General features: G+C 39.0%; 16 protein-coding genes. 7 read left to right on the forward strand and 9 right to left on the reverse strand.

From position 1 onward, the window contains the following. Positions 1-12: 12 nt before the first annotated feature. Positions 13-516, reverse strand: a complete 504-nt coding sequence (locus tag SATMO3_RS19535) for a YqeG family HAD IIIA-type phosphatase (protein ID WP_371371405.1) — start codon at positions 514-516, stop codon at positions 13-15. A gap of 497 nt (positions 517-1,013) precedes the next feature. On the opposite strand from SATMO3_RS19535, the gene SATMO3_RS19540 reads away from it, so the two are divergent. The 3 genes from SATMO3_RS19540 to SATMO3_RS19550 are packed head-to-tail and all read left to right on the forward strand — an operon-like array spanning position 1,014 to position 2,911. Beyond that, complete coding sequence (locus SATMO3_RS19540) at positions 1,014-1,433, forward strand: zinc ribbon domain-containing protein (RefSeq protein WP_371371406.1); 420 nt, start codon at positions 1,014-1,016, stop codon at positions 1,431-1,433. Between the two features lie 58 nt (positions 1,434-1,491). Continuing rightward, a complete protein-coding gene (locus tag SATMO3_RS19545; RefSeq protein ID WP_371371407.1) occupies positions 1,492-2,124 on the forward strand; it encodes a hypothetical protein in 633 nt (210 codons plus the stop codon). Positions 2,125-2,173: 49 nt separating this feature from the next. Beyond that, entirely contained in the window at positions 2,174-2,911 is a 738-nt protein-coding gene (locus tag SATMO3_RS19550; protein ID WP_371371408.1) for a PDZ domain-containing protein, read from the forward strand. A gap of 134 nt (positions 2,912-3,045) precedes the next feature. On the opposite strand, the gene SATMO3_RS19555 is transcribed toward SATMO3_RS19550, so the two are convergent. The 3 genes from SATMO3_RS19555 to SATMO3_RS19565 form a co-directional block, all read right to left on the reverse strand. Further along, a complete protein-coding gene (locus SATMO3_RS19555) occupies positions 3,046-3,222 on the reverse strand; it encodes a hypothetical protein (RefSeq protein WP_371371409.1) in 177 nt (58 codons plus the stop codon). 1,211 nt (positions 3,223-4,433) lie between these two features. Then, positions 4,434-4,787, reverse strand: a complete 354-nt coding sequence (locus SATMO3_RS19560; RefSeq protein WP_371371410.1) for a hypothetical protein — start codon at positions 4,785-4,787, stop codon at positions 4,434-4,436. A gap of 61 nt (positions 4,788-4,848) precedes the next feature. Further along, positions 4,849-5,238: a hypothetical protein gene (locus tag SATMO3_RS19565; RefSeq protein WP_371371411.1), complete on the reverse strand. Its 390-nt coding sequence runs from the start codon at positions 5,236-5,238 to the stop codon at positions 4,849-4,851. A 701-nt stretch (positions 5,239-5,939) separates the two neighbouring features. Here SATMO3_RS19565 and SATMO3_RS19570 point away from each other — a divergent pair. After that, positions 5,940-6,668 (forward strand): polysaccharide deacetylase family protein, encoded by a 729-nt coding sequence (locus SATMO3_RS19570; RefSeq protein WP_371371412.1) that lies wholly within the window; start codon positions 5,940-5,942, stop codon positions 6,666-6,668. 932 nt (positions 6,669-7,600) lie between these two features. On the opposite strand, the gene SATMO3_RS19575 is transcribed toward SATMO3_RS19570, so the two are convergent. The 3 genes from SATMO3_RS19575 to SATMO3_RS19585 all read right to left on the reverse strand — a co-directional run bounded on the left by SATMO3_RS19575 (position 7,601) and on the right by SATMO3_RS19585 (position 8,552). Further along, positions 7,601-7,945: a L,D-transpeptidase gene (locus tag SATMO3_RS19575; protein ID WP_371371413.1), complete on the reverse strand. Its 345-nt coding sequence runs from the start codon at positions 7,943-7,945 to the stop codon at positions 7,601-7,603. Between the two features lie 178 nt (positions 7,946-8,123). Further along, positions 8,124-8,282: a hypothetical protein gene (locus SATMO3_RS19580; protein WP_371371414.1), complete on the reverse strand. Its 159-nt coding sequence runs from the start codon at positions 8,280-8,282 to the stop codon at positions 8,124-8,126. 69 nt (positions 8,283-8,351) lie between these two features. Next, entirely contained in the window at positions 8,352-8,552 is a 201-nt protein-coding gene (locus SATMO3_RS19585) for a hypothetical protein (RefSeq protein ID WP_371371415.1), read from the reverse strand. Between the two features lie 318 nt (positions 8,553-8,870). Between SATMO3_RS19585 and SATMO3_RS19590 the strand changes: the two genes are divergently transcribed. Continuing rightward, positions 8,871-9,209: a tRNA-binding protein gene (locus SATMO3_RS19590; protein ID WP_371371416.1), complete on the forward strand. Its 339-nt coding sequence runs from the start codon at positions 8,871-8,873 to the stop codon at positions 9,207-9,209. A gap of 1,189 nt (positions 9,210-10,398) precedes the next feature. On the opposite strand, the gene SATMO3_RS19595 is transcribed toward SATMO3_RS19590, so the two are convergent. Continuing rightward, positions 10,399-11,454: a hypothetical protein gene (locus SATMO3_RS19595; protein ID WP_371371417.1), complete on the reverse strand. Its 1,056-nt coding sequence runs from the start codon at positions 11,452-11,454 to the stop codon at positions 10,399-10,401. 62 nt (positions 11,455-11,516) lie between these two features. Then, positions 11,517-11,660: a hypothetical protein gene (locus SATMO3_RS19600; RefSeq protein ID WP_371371418.1), complete on the reverse strand. Its 144-nt coding sequence runs from the start codon at positions 11,658-11,660 to the stop codon at positions 11,517-11,519. Between the two features lie 552 nt (positions 11,661-12,212). Here SATMO3_RS19600 and SATMO3_RS19605 point away from each other — a divergent pair. Both SATMO3_RS19605 and SATMO3_RS19610 read left to right on the forward strand, forming a co-directional pair. Continuing rightward, the gene (locus SATMO3_RS19605) at positions 12,213-12,449 is read left to right on the forward strand and encodes a DUF2164 family protein (protein ID WP_371371419.1); all 237 of its coding nucleotides are present in this window, start codon (positions 12,213-12,215) and stop codon (positions 12,447-12,449) included. Positions 12,450-12,746: 297 nt separating this feature from the next. Beyond that, on the forward strand, positions 12,747-13,271 hold the full coding sequence (locus SATMO3_RS19610) for a hypothetical protein (protein WP_371371420.1): 525 nt from the start codon (positions 12,747-12,749) through the stop codon (positions 13,269-13,271). Positions 13,272-13,430 lie beyond the last annotated feature (159 nt).

A 13,430-nucleotide genomic window follows, 5' to 3' on the forward strand; every position in this document is an offset into this window, starting at 1 on the left:
TTGCCAATCCTCCTATAGATGTCCGGTAGCCTTCAACAGTCTCAGGGCAACCTTTTCCAGCTGTCTGGTAATCTTTGTGCCAATAAATTCTTTTGCAGCCAGTGGTTTTACCCGGATTGTCAACATCCCCTGCCGGTTGCCGCCCAATATGTCGGTAAACAGTTGATCACCAATCACGGCGATGGCTTCAGAATGTAATTCCATGACCGAGGCCGCCCGGCGAAAGCCGGTCCGGGACGGTTTCAGGGCCCGCGCAATAAAAGGGGCACCGCATTGCAGCGCTATGTGCTTAACCCGTCTTTTGCCGTTGTTGGATACCAGGCATACTTTAAAGCCCTGACCGGGCAGATCTTTGATCCATGCAAGTACTTCAGGGCAAAGCTCCGGACTATTCCAGGGAATTATGGTATTATCCAGGTCAAGAATAATGCCACGAATACCGCGCTGTTTAAGCTCGGCAAAATCAATGTCGGATAATGTATTTACCGCCAGACCGGGCACAAGTAGCTTAAGCAAAGTTGCCTCCTTTTACTAATGTACTAATTACCAGAAATTATATCATGCCGTTTATAAAAACAAAAGAGATGGTTACCTATAACACTAGAAGGAGTCTATGATCAAAATGCAGGCCAAGCTATTGCTATAACCCGTATTTGTCCAATTCCGTCTTGACATTCCCCCTACCTGGTATCATAGTAATAGTAGATAGAAATCAAGCTAGCGACAGCTTTGTCACTACTAACAATATTCCAGGCCTGAATATAAAACACTCACAGGGATTCTTATAGATCTGTTTTGCAGCAACCAGCAGCGCAGCGTTACTCAGTCTAACTGGTGTTTCCGGGCTTTACTGGTACATGTAAAAGAATGTTCTGTCGCTAATCCTACTGTTCAGGCAGTAGGATTTTCACTACGCAAGCATCTCCGCCGTTTAGGCAGTAAAACCCGCAGTGAAGCTGTACGCTGTACTCCTAAATATTATGTAATAGTGGTAAGGATGTGGATTGTATATTATGTATTGGAAATTTCCCTTTTTCAAAAGAAGCAGTCCGCCTAAAATCCATGAAATCAAGCCTGACGTTATAGCCCATCCGTTAAGTAAACTAATGGTCTGGGGCTCTATTCTCCTAGTGACCGCTGCTTTTATATTAATAAAAAATCATTCTGTTACCGCTTTGCTGCTGGGGGTACTTGGTATTGTTTTTCTCATCGCCGGCGCTACAAAACCGCAGGTTGTGCCTACAGGCAATATTGTATTACCGGCCGGTAAGCTCTGCAAAAACTGCGGCGCTAACTGCCAAGAAGACTGGAAATACTGTGCCCACTGCACAGCTCCCCTGGCAATCCAGCCAGATCCGTCTTGCCCTCATTGCGGTCAAAAAGTCGAAACGCACTGGCGGTTTTGTGCATATTGCGCCAAGCAACTGACATAGTGTCTTTTCATTTTTTAACTCACTGTATATAAGCATAAAAGCATAGGGAGATGTTTCAATGAGGAAGATTCTAATATTGTGTATGTTGGCAATACTCTGTTTTGCTACTTTGCCTGTCATGGCAGAATCTATAGATGATTCGGCGTTGGCCAGAGAACTGTGTCAATCGCAAACAATTGGCAATATGAATGTTGGTGTATATACCATTCCGGAAAAAATACTAAATACATATTTTGCAACCATTGCCGGATCCAACCCCAAAATTAAAGAAGCAACCATTAGTATTCTGGGAAATAATAAAATTATGTTAAAAGTTAAAGCAGACAGTGTCGGTGTTTTACACCTTACCTGCGCAATTAAAGAATTTCACTTTGATAAAGACAGAGCCACACTGGAGCTTTATATTGAAAAAAAAGAACTACTCGGTCACTCTATTAAATCATGGTTTTTAAACAATATGAGTTTAGGCCTTATTACCAGTATATACGGAAACCCGCTTGATGGAAATGTTGAAAGTAAAGTAAAAGGCAATACCGTTGATATTGACTTGAAACCGTTTGCCGCCAGTCTGTTCAAAAGCGGCGTTGGCCAAGGTATCGGCGATTTACTGGTAATATCCAAAATCACCACAGATCCGGGTGTTATCTATATGCATACCAATTGTGCAATCAGCCTTCTACCGGTTAAGTAGAAACTTATTACTTAATTAAATTAATAAAGTTCCAAAGGAGTGATGCTTTATGAAAAAAACTATATTCTTATTGCTAATGCTAATGTTTTTTACAAGTCCGGGCTTTGCAACTAATCCTCCAGGACATACAGATATTTTGCAGATTGTTTCTGATTACCAGAACCTTAATACTAGTTTCTATACAGATCCTGATTATTATCAGTTTCAAAAAGAGCATTCGCGAATTAATGAAAAAGTGAAGGCATACCAAGAGGCAACTCCCAAATCTTTCACAACTGACTTGAATGCTGTATATATAATATACAATGATATCAATGCCTTATGGAAAGCGAAAATAGACAATCTATTGATTGTTGTTCCTACCCAGACTTCCTTGGAATTAAAAGAAAAATACCCTGATATTGAATCAATTGTTAACAAAAGTATTATGGGTGGCTGGAACCCTGACTCAACCATACTAGCCCTGAATTACCTTGCAAAGAAGAACATAGACAAACTTGCCACGCAAGTAGAAATACTTAAGCCTACTTACGGTTTTAAATATGCTGACGGCTTAATCGGGAACAGTATTTTCGTAAGCATTGTTGATCCTAAAGGCAACGCCTATCAAGCCGGTCTTAGATTTGGTGACCGAATTACGCAGGTTAATGGTATGCCGGTCAAGGATGCTGATACCTTTACGTCCATGCTTGCAGGCCCGGAAGGAAGTCGACTTACATTTCATGTTAAGACAGATGATACACCCGTGAGAGTAATCGAAGTTGTTAAAACGGTATTAGTGCAATAAAGCGTGATCTTGCTGCTTATTTACACTCTATTTCTTCTAAATCTATCTCAAAAAACTAAAATAGCCAGGGTCTCATGTATGACCCTGACTACACGGGGACTATAAGCCTTAATTGCAGATAAAGATATGGGGATTTACCACGAAAGCGTACCTGGCAATTTTAAATCAGCACATTTTGCTTTTATTGTGCTTTCCAATACATTTGCGAATGAAGTTGAGCTCTTCTTATTTAATCCCTCCTTGGATTGATATCTAAAATTTTGTTTGTAATTATTGCAAACAGGTTGTGCAGATATTACTTTTAAAATCATATGTTTCCCACTCCTTGGTAATAATATAGCAATATTTGTTATTTAAAGCATAATATGAGAATGTGACAAAAAAATGACGAGTTAACTCTACATAATCCAAAGCCCACCTCTCGTATATGAGAGATGGGCTTTGGATCACAAATTCATTATGCAAATGTACCTGTTTCATTGCGTACCGCCTGCGCCTTTCAGCTTAGCACCCGCATCTCCATAGGAATCCAATAAAAATTAGCAAGAGCGTTTGTCCCTATATTCCTTTAATGCTTTTCCTTAAACCAAAGTAATATAAGCACAGTGTAGATTGCCAACAGTATTCCAACAAACGTGTAATTCATAGAAGCACCCCCAGAAATTAGAATAACCATATAGTGCTACAAACAACCGCCCTGCGGACGGCTCAGCATTCGCGTTATATATTCTTCAAGGGTTATCTGGAGGTACCTGACTACTAGCAAGCAACCCGGAAAATACTGCCCCGGCACATGCCAGGAGGTTATTCATATGATTAAGCTATTAGAGTATTAGTTAGTACTATTTATCTATAGTAACAAGAACATCGCCATTAAACGTTAAAATACTACTTCATAGGTCCTGTTTAGCCTTAGACAACTCATGAAACTTAAAGGTTCGTCCACTCCACTGCTATGTTCCCCATCCCCTCTTATTCTAAAATCAGCTGTAACAACCTCTTTACCATAACAGTAATGAATTACTCTTTCCTTAATATAAAGTCCTGCAAACAAATAAGCCCTCAGCGCACGCGCAAGGGCTTAACTTATAAGATCAATTATTACACCTAAAAATATAATCAAAAACATCAGCCAGGTGAACGGCGTCCATTGTTCTCCCGTATCTAAACTAATCATCTGTTGATATGCCCATTTTCGGATAGATTCCACAAATACCGCCTCCCTTGATTTAGAATATTAGGCGGAAATTTGTAAAATCCTGCACAGAGCTGCCATGTATATTTATCCAGCTTTAATACTATAAGGTCAATGGACTTACCTTTTGGTTTTGTCGGTTTTACTCCGGCGTGGATAGTTTCAGCTTTCGAATCAGCAATTTCAATACATAGTATTAAAGCCAACTTACCGCGCAGCGACATCAGAAGTCAACATAAAGGTCTGCCTTTATTATGCCGATAAGATCTTTGAACTTTCTTAGTGCTCATTAACAAAAAGCCGCCCGCCAGGACGGCTTAATTTTTATCAATTATTCGATGATCCAGATCCAATCGCAATCCCAATTAGAAGAGCTGCTATTTCGCGTAATGACTGATCATGACGCTCTTTCTCCCGCTCTTGCCGCTCACGCCATTCTCTCTCGTTTTCATGCGGCCGACGCTTCATTTCTCTTTCGTGCCGTTCTTTTTCTTTGCGCATCCGATCGTCGTGATCACGCCGCCGGTCATCATCACGTCGATCATCACGATCAAGATATGTTATTCGTGAACTGTCGATATGTAATGGTGCTGGGGCCGCTGCGGCTATCGATGAAAACATCCCTGCTTGTAGTAAACCCAGCATTGAGTATACTATTACTTTTTTACCTATAAAATTCATAGGAACACTCACTCCCGATATTTGATATTAGATCCCTGTATTTTATTTATATTATCATAAATCATTTACTACTAAGTTCAACAGTGTATGCTGGCCCTGCATCACTTAAAGAGGTACTGGCCGTATTTGCCGTGCCGGCGGCATTGGCCGACGCAGCAACGGTACTGCCGCTGGCAACACTACTAGATATACTGCCTCCACCAGAGGCGGTATTATTACTGGTACTGGAACTTTCAGCCTCTGAAATTTCCGTCTCGATTTCCGTTAGTTGCGCTTGTAAACTCTTGATTTGCTGGGCATTTTTATTTGCGTTTTCTTTTTCAAGTTTCTCAATTTGCGTTTTTAGGGCTTGCGCTTTGGCCTCTAAAGCGTCTGTATTGGATGAGCTAGACGATTCTGATGAACTATACAAAGTGCTGGTAGATGTTGAACTAATAGCTGATATACTCATAATATGACCCCCCATTTTTTTGTAAGATACTTACTGATTACATTTTACTTTTTAAATGTTACAATCTTGTTACAAACTTTTGCCAATCTTGCTGATTTAGTGCCAAAAATAAAATAAAAAAAGACGCAGCCCTAATTCGACCTCCCCTTCGTACAAAGCACCCACTGGCTAAGGGCGGAGAGAAGGATTGCCTCATTTCGAATAATGTTCTGCAACAATAAACAGGTATGAGGGGCAATAAAAAAGCACCCGACCCCACAGGCCGGGTACAACTAAAGTCGGTAACCTCACAAATCGGTCATGTATCTGGATTGGTGGGTTAGGTTAGCAAATTGAGCTACATTCATCCTCAAAACCGCAAAATAGTAACAAAATAATTATAACGATTATTATAACTATCCAACTACCACCGTGACCGCCGCAGCCTCCCCATCGCATAGAACAAACCTCCTTAGATTTGAGTTGTGAAGTATGCTGTGTAGTGTATCTTATGATTCAAAAGAGAAATCTGTTACGGTAATAAATAAAAAGAACACCCGACCATCCTCAGAGGCATCACTAATTAGTGATGCCTCTTTTCTGTAAATTATCTCAGATATTTGTAGTAGAATGCCAAACTGCCTTACCATTACGGCATTTAGAATTGTACTATCCCTGTAAGCATATATTTCTTATGAGAGCATCAAAAGGGAGGTTTTCATATGGCTTTTCCCAAACCGCTGCTTTGGAGTTTTATTGTATTATTAAGCATACTTTTCAATACAAAGATAAGTGACACTCTCTACGCTAATTCCCACATAATTCAAAACGTCCAAACAACTCGTAAAGTAGTTGCATTAACGATAGATGACGGCCCTCATTATAAAACAACGCCTACGATACTCCAAACATTAAAAGAAAAACAGGTACGAGCGACCTTCTTTGTCTTAGGTGTAAACATCGAAACATCACCGGGATTATTGAGTAAGGAAATAGCAGACGGCCACGAAATAGGTAATCATGGCTACAGCCATACTCCCTTGACCAGCATGACTAAAGAGAACATTGAGCAAGAAGTGAAAAAAACAGAAAACTTAATTTCTGCTGTAACTACAAAGCCGGTTCTCTTTAGGCCGCCCGGAGGAGCTTACAATGCGAAAACGGCAATAATTCTACAAAATTTAGGATACTCTATTGTTATGTGGAATATTGACCCCCATGACTGGGCAAGACCGTCGGTAGACGAAGTGGTAAACAGAGTTTTAACTAATGTAAAACCTGGGAGCATTATATTAATGCATGACGGACAATATCCGCTCCCGACAGCAGAGGCTATCGCTCTTATAGTTGATAAGCTTCGAGATCAAGGATATGAATTCGTTACCGTCAGTGATTTACTAAAATACAGAGAAATACTTTCCGGTAGAAGTTTCACATCCATTGAATTGTAAGAATGGGATCATGCCTCTCCCGTTTAGCATAGCATAGCCGCAACCTAGAGGCTGCGGCTACCAGGTTAGGGGAAAATATCGAGTATAACTTTAAGGATCTCTAACTTTCTTTTAATGCCTAATGCTTTCACTACTGCTTCTGCCTAGCTTAGGATATCCGCTCGAAAAGACGCAGGCGGAAACGAGTGGAAGTAAAAAAGCACCCAGTAAGCATTTACTGGGCAAAGTGGGGATACGTCTGTAAACAGATAACGGCCTGTTTACAACTCTATTATACCAGGGTGATTATGAAATTTTAATGAAAACCGCCTCTTTGAGGCTGTTGTATTTATACTTTTTAGGTTTCCGCATACCACGCTAAACGGAAATGAATGGTAAAGACTATTCACATGAACAAGAATTTGATAAAATACATGTACAAGCATATATCTAGGAGGGATTGAAATGAGATCTTCTTTCCTTAATTCCATAGAAAAGTCACTAGATGCTTTACATTTTTTATATCGCGCCGCTCCAGTTATTTTGGGAATTTGTTTTATCATTGCGACACTGGTTTGTTATATATTAACGCTTTCCATAATGGAAAAATGAGTCTAAGGATGAACCCGCCTATTAGGTGGGTTCATTTGTTTGGTGGTAAGATAAAAGCGCAACCCGAAGGATACGACTAAAAAAATCACCACGGTCTTACTTTAATTCACCAGTCACCTCCCGCGATTTTCCTAGCAACTACACCGGCTAAAACGCTAAACGCCAGTGGTAATGTAAATTCACGCCAGGACAGAGTCCCCCTCCATCTATGATATTATGTAATTATGCCATTCTTTGAAAAAAATAGGGCCCACCAGGACGAGCCAGGCAGACGACTTTGTTCACTTTATTTATGACATCAAATATAAACATCGACAGGCGTTATTTCCTGTCAATAAAATTTACTCTTTAAGCATAACAACAGGTGTGCCAATCTCTACCTTAGGAAACAATTCTTCAATGTCTTTATTATACATTCTGACACAACCACCTGATACCGGGCCTTCTACCGGACCATTCCATGAACCATGAAGACAAGTTTTGTCTGATGATAAAACCAATCTTCGAGAACCGAGGTCTACATCACCTTCTTTCTCAAACACTAATTTTTCAATAACATGGTAGTTGCCTGGAGGTGTGGGAGTTGATGGCTTACCAATACCTACAGGATATTCTTTATCCAATTGGCCGTCTTCAAAATAAGAACATCGCATGGTAGTTAGGTTCACTACTATTTGTTTTTTCACTCACATTACCTCTCTTTCTTGTCTATCCTATGCCAAAGCCTTGCGGTATGCAACTTAAAAAGAATTTGAAGATAAGGTTGCATAGCAGCGCGGTGTCACAAACGGCAATCTATTTGGTTGAGTGGGCATGATGATCACCTCTGGTTTTTCTGCATGAAAAAAAACGCCCCTAAGGACGTTAAGGTTTTACTGAATCGTTATATTCTTGCATTTTGTTTCTGAAAGCTTCAATTGCGCGTCTGGATTCAGGTGAATTAACGCCTTTCTTACTAACTGTTTCGTGAAGTATTTCTTGTAATCGCTCTACTTCTTTCCACAATTTTCTTTGCTCTTGCACATTGCTCCCTGCCTTTATAAAACTTATTTATATTATAGCACGGAACATACGTTTGCGCCAGTAAAGATTTTACCACTCAACCTTGTCTACGATATAATTCTTGTTTAGTTGTTTTAATTTATCTTTTGCTTTTTCTTTACTTCTGCCTAATCCAACAGGTTTTTTTTGACTCTCCATATAGTAGTAATCACCAAAGATTTGAATTACCGCTTCATCAGGATTTGTTTGCAGATACAAGATTGCACCAGCTTCTAAATTAACTTCACTCATTTCAGCCATCCCCCTTTACCTTTTTTTACCATAAATTCGCCGTCTGGTATTTTTTTCCTTCATGCATCCTGATAAATATATAATTATGACCGGGCCAAGCACCTATAAAGATAAGTACAATAAAAAAACTTGTCGGCGTAGCAGAGATTATTTATCTCTCCTTCTTCGCTAAAAAAAACCATAACGCAGGTGAAGGGCCTACTCATTGGCTACCACGGCCACGCCGTTCTTGACGTGTACGTAAAAGCAAATAATTGTAAACTGCGATTTGTTTAGTAAATAATTAAGGAGTCTGCAGTTAATAAGACTACTTTAAAGGTGATTATTATAGCTACCTTTGATGATTTTATGAAAATAGATATTAGAGTTGGAGAAATCGTTAAAGTAGAGTTTTTTGAAAAAGCAAAAAAGCCTGCTTATAAATTATGGGTTGATTTTGGTAGTGAAATTGGAATAAAAAAGTCAAGTGCCCAGATTACTGAGTGCTATAAAAAAGAAGAACTTGCAGGTAGGCAAGTTTTAGGGGTAGTGAATTTTCCAGCAAGACAAATTGCCGACTTTATGTCAGAAGTTTTGGTATTAGGGGTTCATTCTACACAAGGAGTAGTATTAATACAACCTCAACAACCTGTTAATAAAGGTGATAAGTTAGGTTAGAAAGATAAAGTACGGGCTAATAGAGTATATATTACAACGTTATATCAAAACACTAAATCTATAGTTGCTTTCCCTGCCAGCATTGACTGGCAATTAATTAATTTAACATAATTCTACTTAATTTTATTTAATAAATTTCGATATATAAAAGTAGCATACTTAATTTATCTTCTCGAATGAAAGGTGATGTCATGGTTTCAAAAAGAATCCTCTTACTTATTACCGTAGTACTTTTACTAAATTCTGGATGTGCATTTGCTGCATCCAAACCCCATGAACCTCCACCAAGATTCAAGGAAATACTCCAGGGCAGCCTGACAGTAGGCCAATTCGATACAGAAACATTAAAATACGAGAGAGATAGTTATAGAAATGAATTAGTGGTTAACGTCTGGATCAAAACAAAGCCTGATGAGAATAGCGGAAGATATAGTCTCAATCATTACCTATTTAGGGTTAACGAGCGAGAATATATGCTTCTAGATCTAATTCAATATAACAATTTGGTAGGTAATATAACATATCACAAATCTAATATTTACGACATGACATTATGGACTAAGATTATACCGGAAACAGAAGTTGAGAATTGGTATGTATCAGTCCTTAAATATGTCCAGGCAAACGATAAGAAGTTAAAAAACCAATATAATAAACAGTTGACAAGCGAATTTCATTGAAGAGAAGACTAATCTAGCTCTCCTTCCTCCACCCCTTTGTCTTTTGGAACTCGGATTGGCAACCAATATATATCTGAGAAATACTATTGAACATAACCACAACGCTGCTCATCATGAATATTCTTAGCAAAAAAGACACAGCTCTAAATTGGACAGGCTGTGTTTTTTTGTTTATACATGACATTATGAAAAAAGCTGGATTGGACTGCACAATATATTGCAATGACCTGAGCGTGATTTTGATTTGGCAATTGTTATTTTTATAAAAACGAAGACATAGCCTGTCACTAAAAAACTGGTCTGGCAACTTAGTACATATGAAAATCTCAAATGCGAATTGCTTTTATACAGGTTTATTTCGTGTAATCATACGCCCCCCTAAGTAGCTTTCAACGGTTTTCTCTTACCGTATCTACTTTAGGGGGGCACTTCAAATGCTCCTATCTTTAAAAAATTAACATAGGATCTCTACAACGCAATAGTACTGTGAAGTAAGGATACTTCTCTTGCTAAGGTGTAACTGTTTCATCTTCTACGATATCACTTAAAATAAGAGAGTCAAATCTAAACGTTAGTTTACTTTTTCCATAATGCCATACTGAAGTTCCATCAGAATTCTCCAAAATTCTAATAGGCGCTCCCCAACTAAACTCAACCTGCTTTTTGTTCATCCCTGTTTCTACTGAGCCAGCATCGATCTGATCCCATACCTCTTTAGGCCATCCCAGACTAATCCGCGGGTTTTCCGAAAAAAACTCCTCCTGCCAAGGCAGAGTCTGCTGCCAAGCTGTACTACGTATATTGGTCCAGCTATAAGCAAATGGTATTATAGCCCTCTGCCCCTCGAGTGAAACAATCAAACAAAGCGGCTCATCAGTATGAACTCCTGTAATAACGTCGATAACTTGCACCTCACTGCCAATTTTAACCGGTACTGACTTCAATATAACATCGCCCGAACCCTTTTCTTCAATTTCTATATAACGCTTTTTAAGATATATCTTTTTTCCTATAAACTGTTCCTTGGCCTGAGAGAGATCATCTTCCAGTAATATTCCTTCCAATTGATCTCGGACCGTACGGCCTACCAATTTCATTCCCGAACTAACTTCTTTCATATACACGAGATATTCATTCTGACCTGTTCCAGCCGGAAACTTAACAACATCAGTTACCTCGACTTGTTTGTAAACGTGTGCATCGTAAGGAATTCGCACTGAGCGGTCTCCCCTCCACCCTTGCTCGGCATCATCTAGTTTGAATATCTCATAACCTTCTTTTTGTTTATCCTTAGGCAAATCATGAAACAAAAAGGTGCGCCCAATCCACTGCTCAGGTGATAAATTGGTTGAAATTGTCTCAGCCATAACTTCAGCAGGCATACTGAATCCTACAAATAGTACCATAATCAATAATATGAATAGCTGTCTCACTTTCTTTAGCCCTCCTAGCTCAAAAATAATTGTTATAGCCTGTGGCGATACCGGCGGTAAAAAGCTGATATTCTGTTGTGCTACCTGTTGCTGTATTTTCTTACGAGGAATCCATAGAAATAAAGCTGCCATTGCTGGCAGCCTATTTTAGTTTCATTATATCATTATTACAGAGAACGGTCAGGCGGTATTATTTACCGATCAACCTTTGATCTATCTGCTTCAGTATCCCAGACAATTTTGTCGTCGTCAGTATTGTCAATATACAGTACCTTAAGGATATTCTCGATAATACCATCTGCATTTTCACTATCATTATAGAATGGGCTTTGCACCATTATACCTTCTCCCTTTTTTGTCGTATTAGAGAGTAGGTTTCGCTACAATGAAATAATTATACAATTATTTCTCACAAGCCACTTACCGTAATAACAAAGCAAATATACAGCTCATCTTTTCGCCCTAGAACCTATGCTCATATAGAACGTTCACCACTAAATAAGGCTGGAAATAAAAAGAACCCGGCAGCACCGACCGGGTATAAGAGAGGAATATGTATGTTTTAGAGGAGTACTTTTATTGTAACTGTCTAATTTTAGAATTTCTTTAGAAATGTACTTTGCTATGTTCCTGGTCTTTGGCATGCTAAAAGAGCCATATTGGCTCTTTAAATTGGGGCTAATATATACCAGCTCAGATGCCGGTTATATCCACACTGGCAGCGCCTGCTTCTCAGATACACTTCATATTCAACCCACCCCACAATTATTAAAAATTGATCGGCCAACCATCTGTCCAAAAGAAAATGTCCATATTATCTCTAATAGGCAAACTTTTTATAATGGAGTCTTGGTATAATAGACATGTATTATAAAACATAGGAGCATATAATGGACAATATCAAACTAGACAATCAGAAACAAAATGAATTAACTAAAGGCATTCAAGACTTTATTTTAAAAGAAATCCATGTAGAAATCAGCGAAATCCAAGCATCAAATCTCCTCGATACAATATTGAATGATGTTAAAGAAACTATTTACGGGCAGGCATTATTTCAAACCCGTTGTGAAGTTATGCAACACATGGCTAATTTACTTGACATTAAAGCAGGACCGACTCATTAACATTTATAACCGAGTCATACCGTCTCCCTTCGGTAATATGACCGTAATAAAACTCCAAACCCACAATTCCGGCGCGTGTTTACTACTTCCGAGGATCTTCAGTCAGCTTTTTCTGTTGGTGCATGTATGACGTTAGAACTGCGGTAAGCGATTCCCCATAGCCGGCTTCAGCATGTTTTTTCCGTCGGCAATAGGCTGTTCCATATAGTATGGCTTTCATCTGGCTTCTTCCTCTACGCATTAAATTCCACTAATATAGCAACACTTATATCAACATGATTATTGGAGTTGATAAATTTGAGCAATCAAACTTTATTATGGTCAAGTGTTGTGTTAGCGTGGGCATCCACCCTCTTTCTAAAAAAAGAAGAGATGAGACGTTACATGTCCGTTGCTTTATTCTGCATGGTTGTTTTTACTTTCATCATTGAAGCAGGTATTTCCTTGCATTGGTGGGCCGTAAAAGAGCCCTCTTTTCCGCTTATAAATATACCGATATTTGTTTATGGCGCTTATCTTGTTGGTACAATTTGGATTTTCAAGTACACCTACGGCCGGTTTGGGATATTTATTACAACAAATATTGTTCTCGATTTCATCTTAATATTTTTTATAGTTGATTGGTTTGTTCAGCGAGGCGTTTGGATATTTTACATATCCTATTTTCAAGTATTACTTATAACCACTTCACTCGCCGCCCTTATTTATGGGTACCAAATGTGGCAGGAAGGCGCAGCAGTATTTAAGACCGACCCGAGCGTACAGCCAGCAGCCGGTAAACCACTTGATGAAGATCAGCCGAATAAATCTGACAAAAAGTAAAATTGAACCCGCTAAGTGATTTTTATTACATCCGATCTGTTCTTGCTGGAATATATTAGGTTCATTTCCTTAAACACCGTTGGCGTGAGCTATATGCATTGCCGAGATCATTGACGCTCAGACCGCTCTTCAAACATATCAAACTTCGCCAGGATTAAA

Source organism: Sporomusa aerivorans (assembly GCF_041428895.1).
In the GTDB taxonomy this organism is placed as follows: Bacteria; Bacillota; Negativicutes; order Sporomusales; family Sporomusaceae; genus Sporomusa; species Sporomusa aerivorans.

Bases quoted from the DNA above. Each gene is read 5' to 3' on its own strand.
- SATMO3_RS19550 (WP_371371408.1), top strand. From the start codon at position 2,174: ATGAAAAAAACTATATTCTTATTGCTAATGCTAATGTTTTTTACAAGT.
- SATMO3_RS19555 (WP_371371409.1), bottom strand. From the start codon at position 3,222: ATGATTTTAAAAGTAATATCTGCACAACCTGTTTGCAATAATTACAAA.
- SATMO3_RS19605 (WP_371371419.1), top strand. From the start codon at position 12,213: ATGGACAATATCAAACTAGACAATCAGAAACAAAATGAATTAACTAAA.
- SATMO3_RS19545 (WP_371371407.1), top strand. From the start codon at position 1,492: ATGAGGAAGATTCTAATATTGTGTATGTTGGCAATACTCTGTTTTGCT.
- SATMO3_RS19570 (WP_371371412.1), top strand. From the start codon at position 5,940: ATGGCTTTTCCCAAACCGCTGCTTTGGAGTTTTATTGTATTATTAAGC.
- SATMO3_RS19560 (WP_371371410.1), bottom strand. From the start codon at position 4,787: ATGAATTTTATAGGTAAAAAAGTAATAGTATACTCAATGCTGGGTTTA.
- SATMO3_RS19540 (WP_371371406.1), top strand. From the start codon at position 1,014: ATGTATTGGAAATTTCCCTTTTTCAAAAGAAGCAGTCCGCCTAAAATC.
- SATMO3_RS19600 (WP_371371418.1), bottom strand. From the start codon at position 11,660: ATGGTGCAAAGCCCATTCTATAATGATAGTGAAAATGCAGATGGTATT.
- SATMO3_RS19565 (WP_371371411.1), bottom strand. From the start codon at position 5,238: ATGAGTATATCAGCTATTAGTTCAACATCTACCAGCACTTTGTATAGT.
- SATMO3_RS19595 (WP_371371417.1), bottom strand. From the start codon at position 11,454: ATGGCAGCTTTATTTCTATGGATTCCTCGTAAGAAAATACAGCAACAG.
- SATMO3_RS19585 (WP_371371415.1), bottom strand. From the start codon at position 8,552: ATGAGTGAAGTTAATTTAGAAGCTGGTGCAATCTTGTATCTGCAAACA.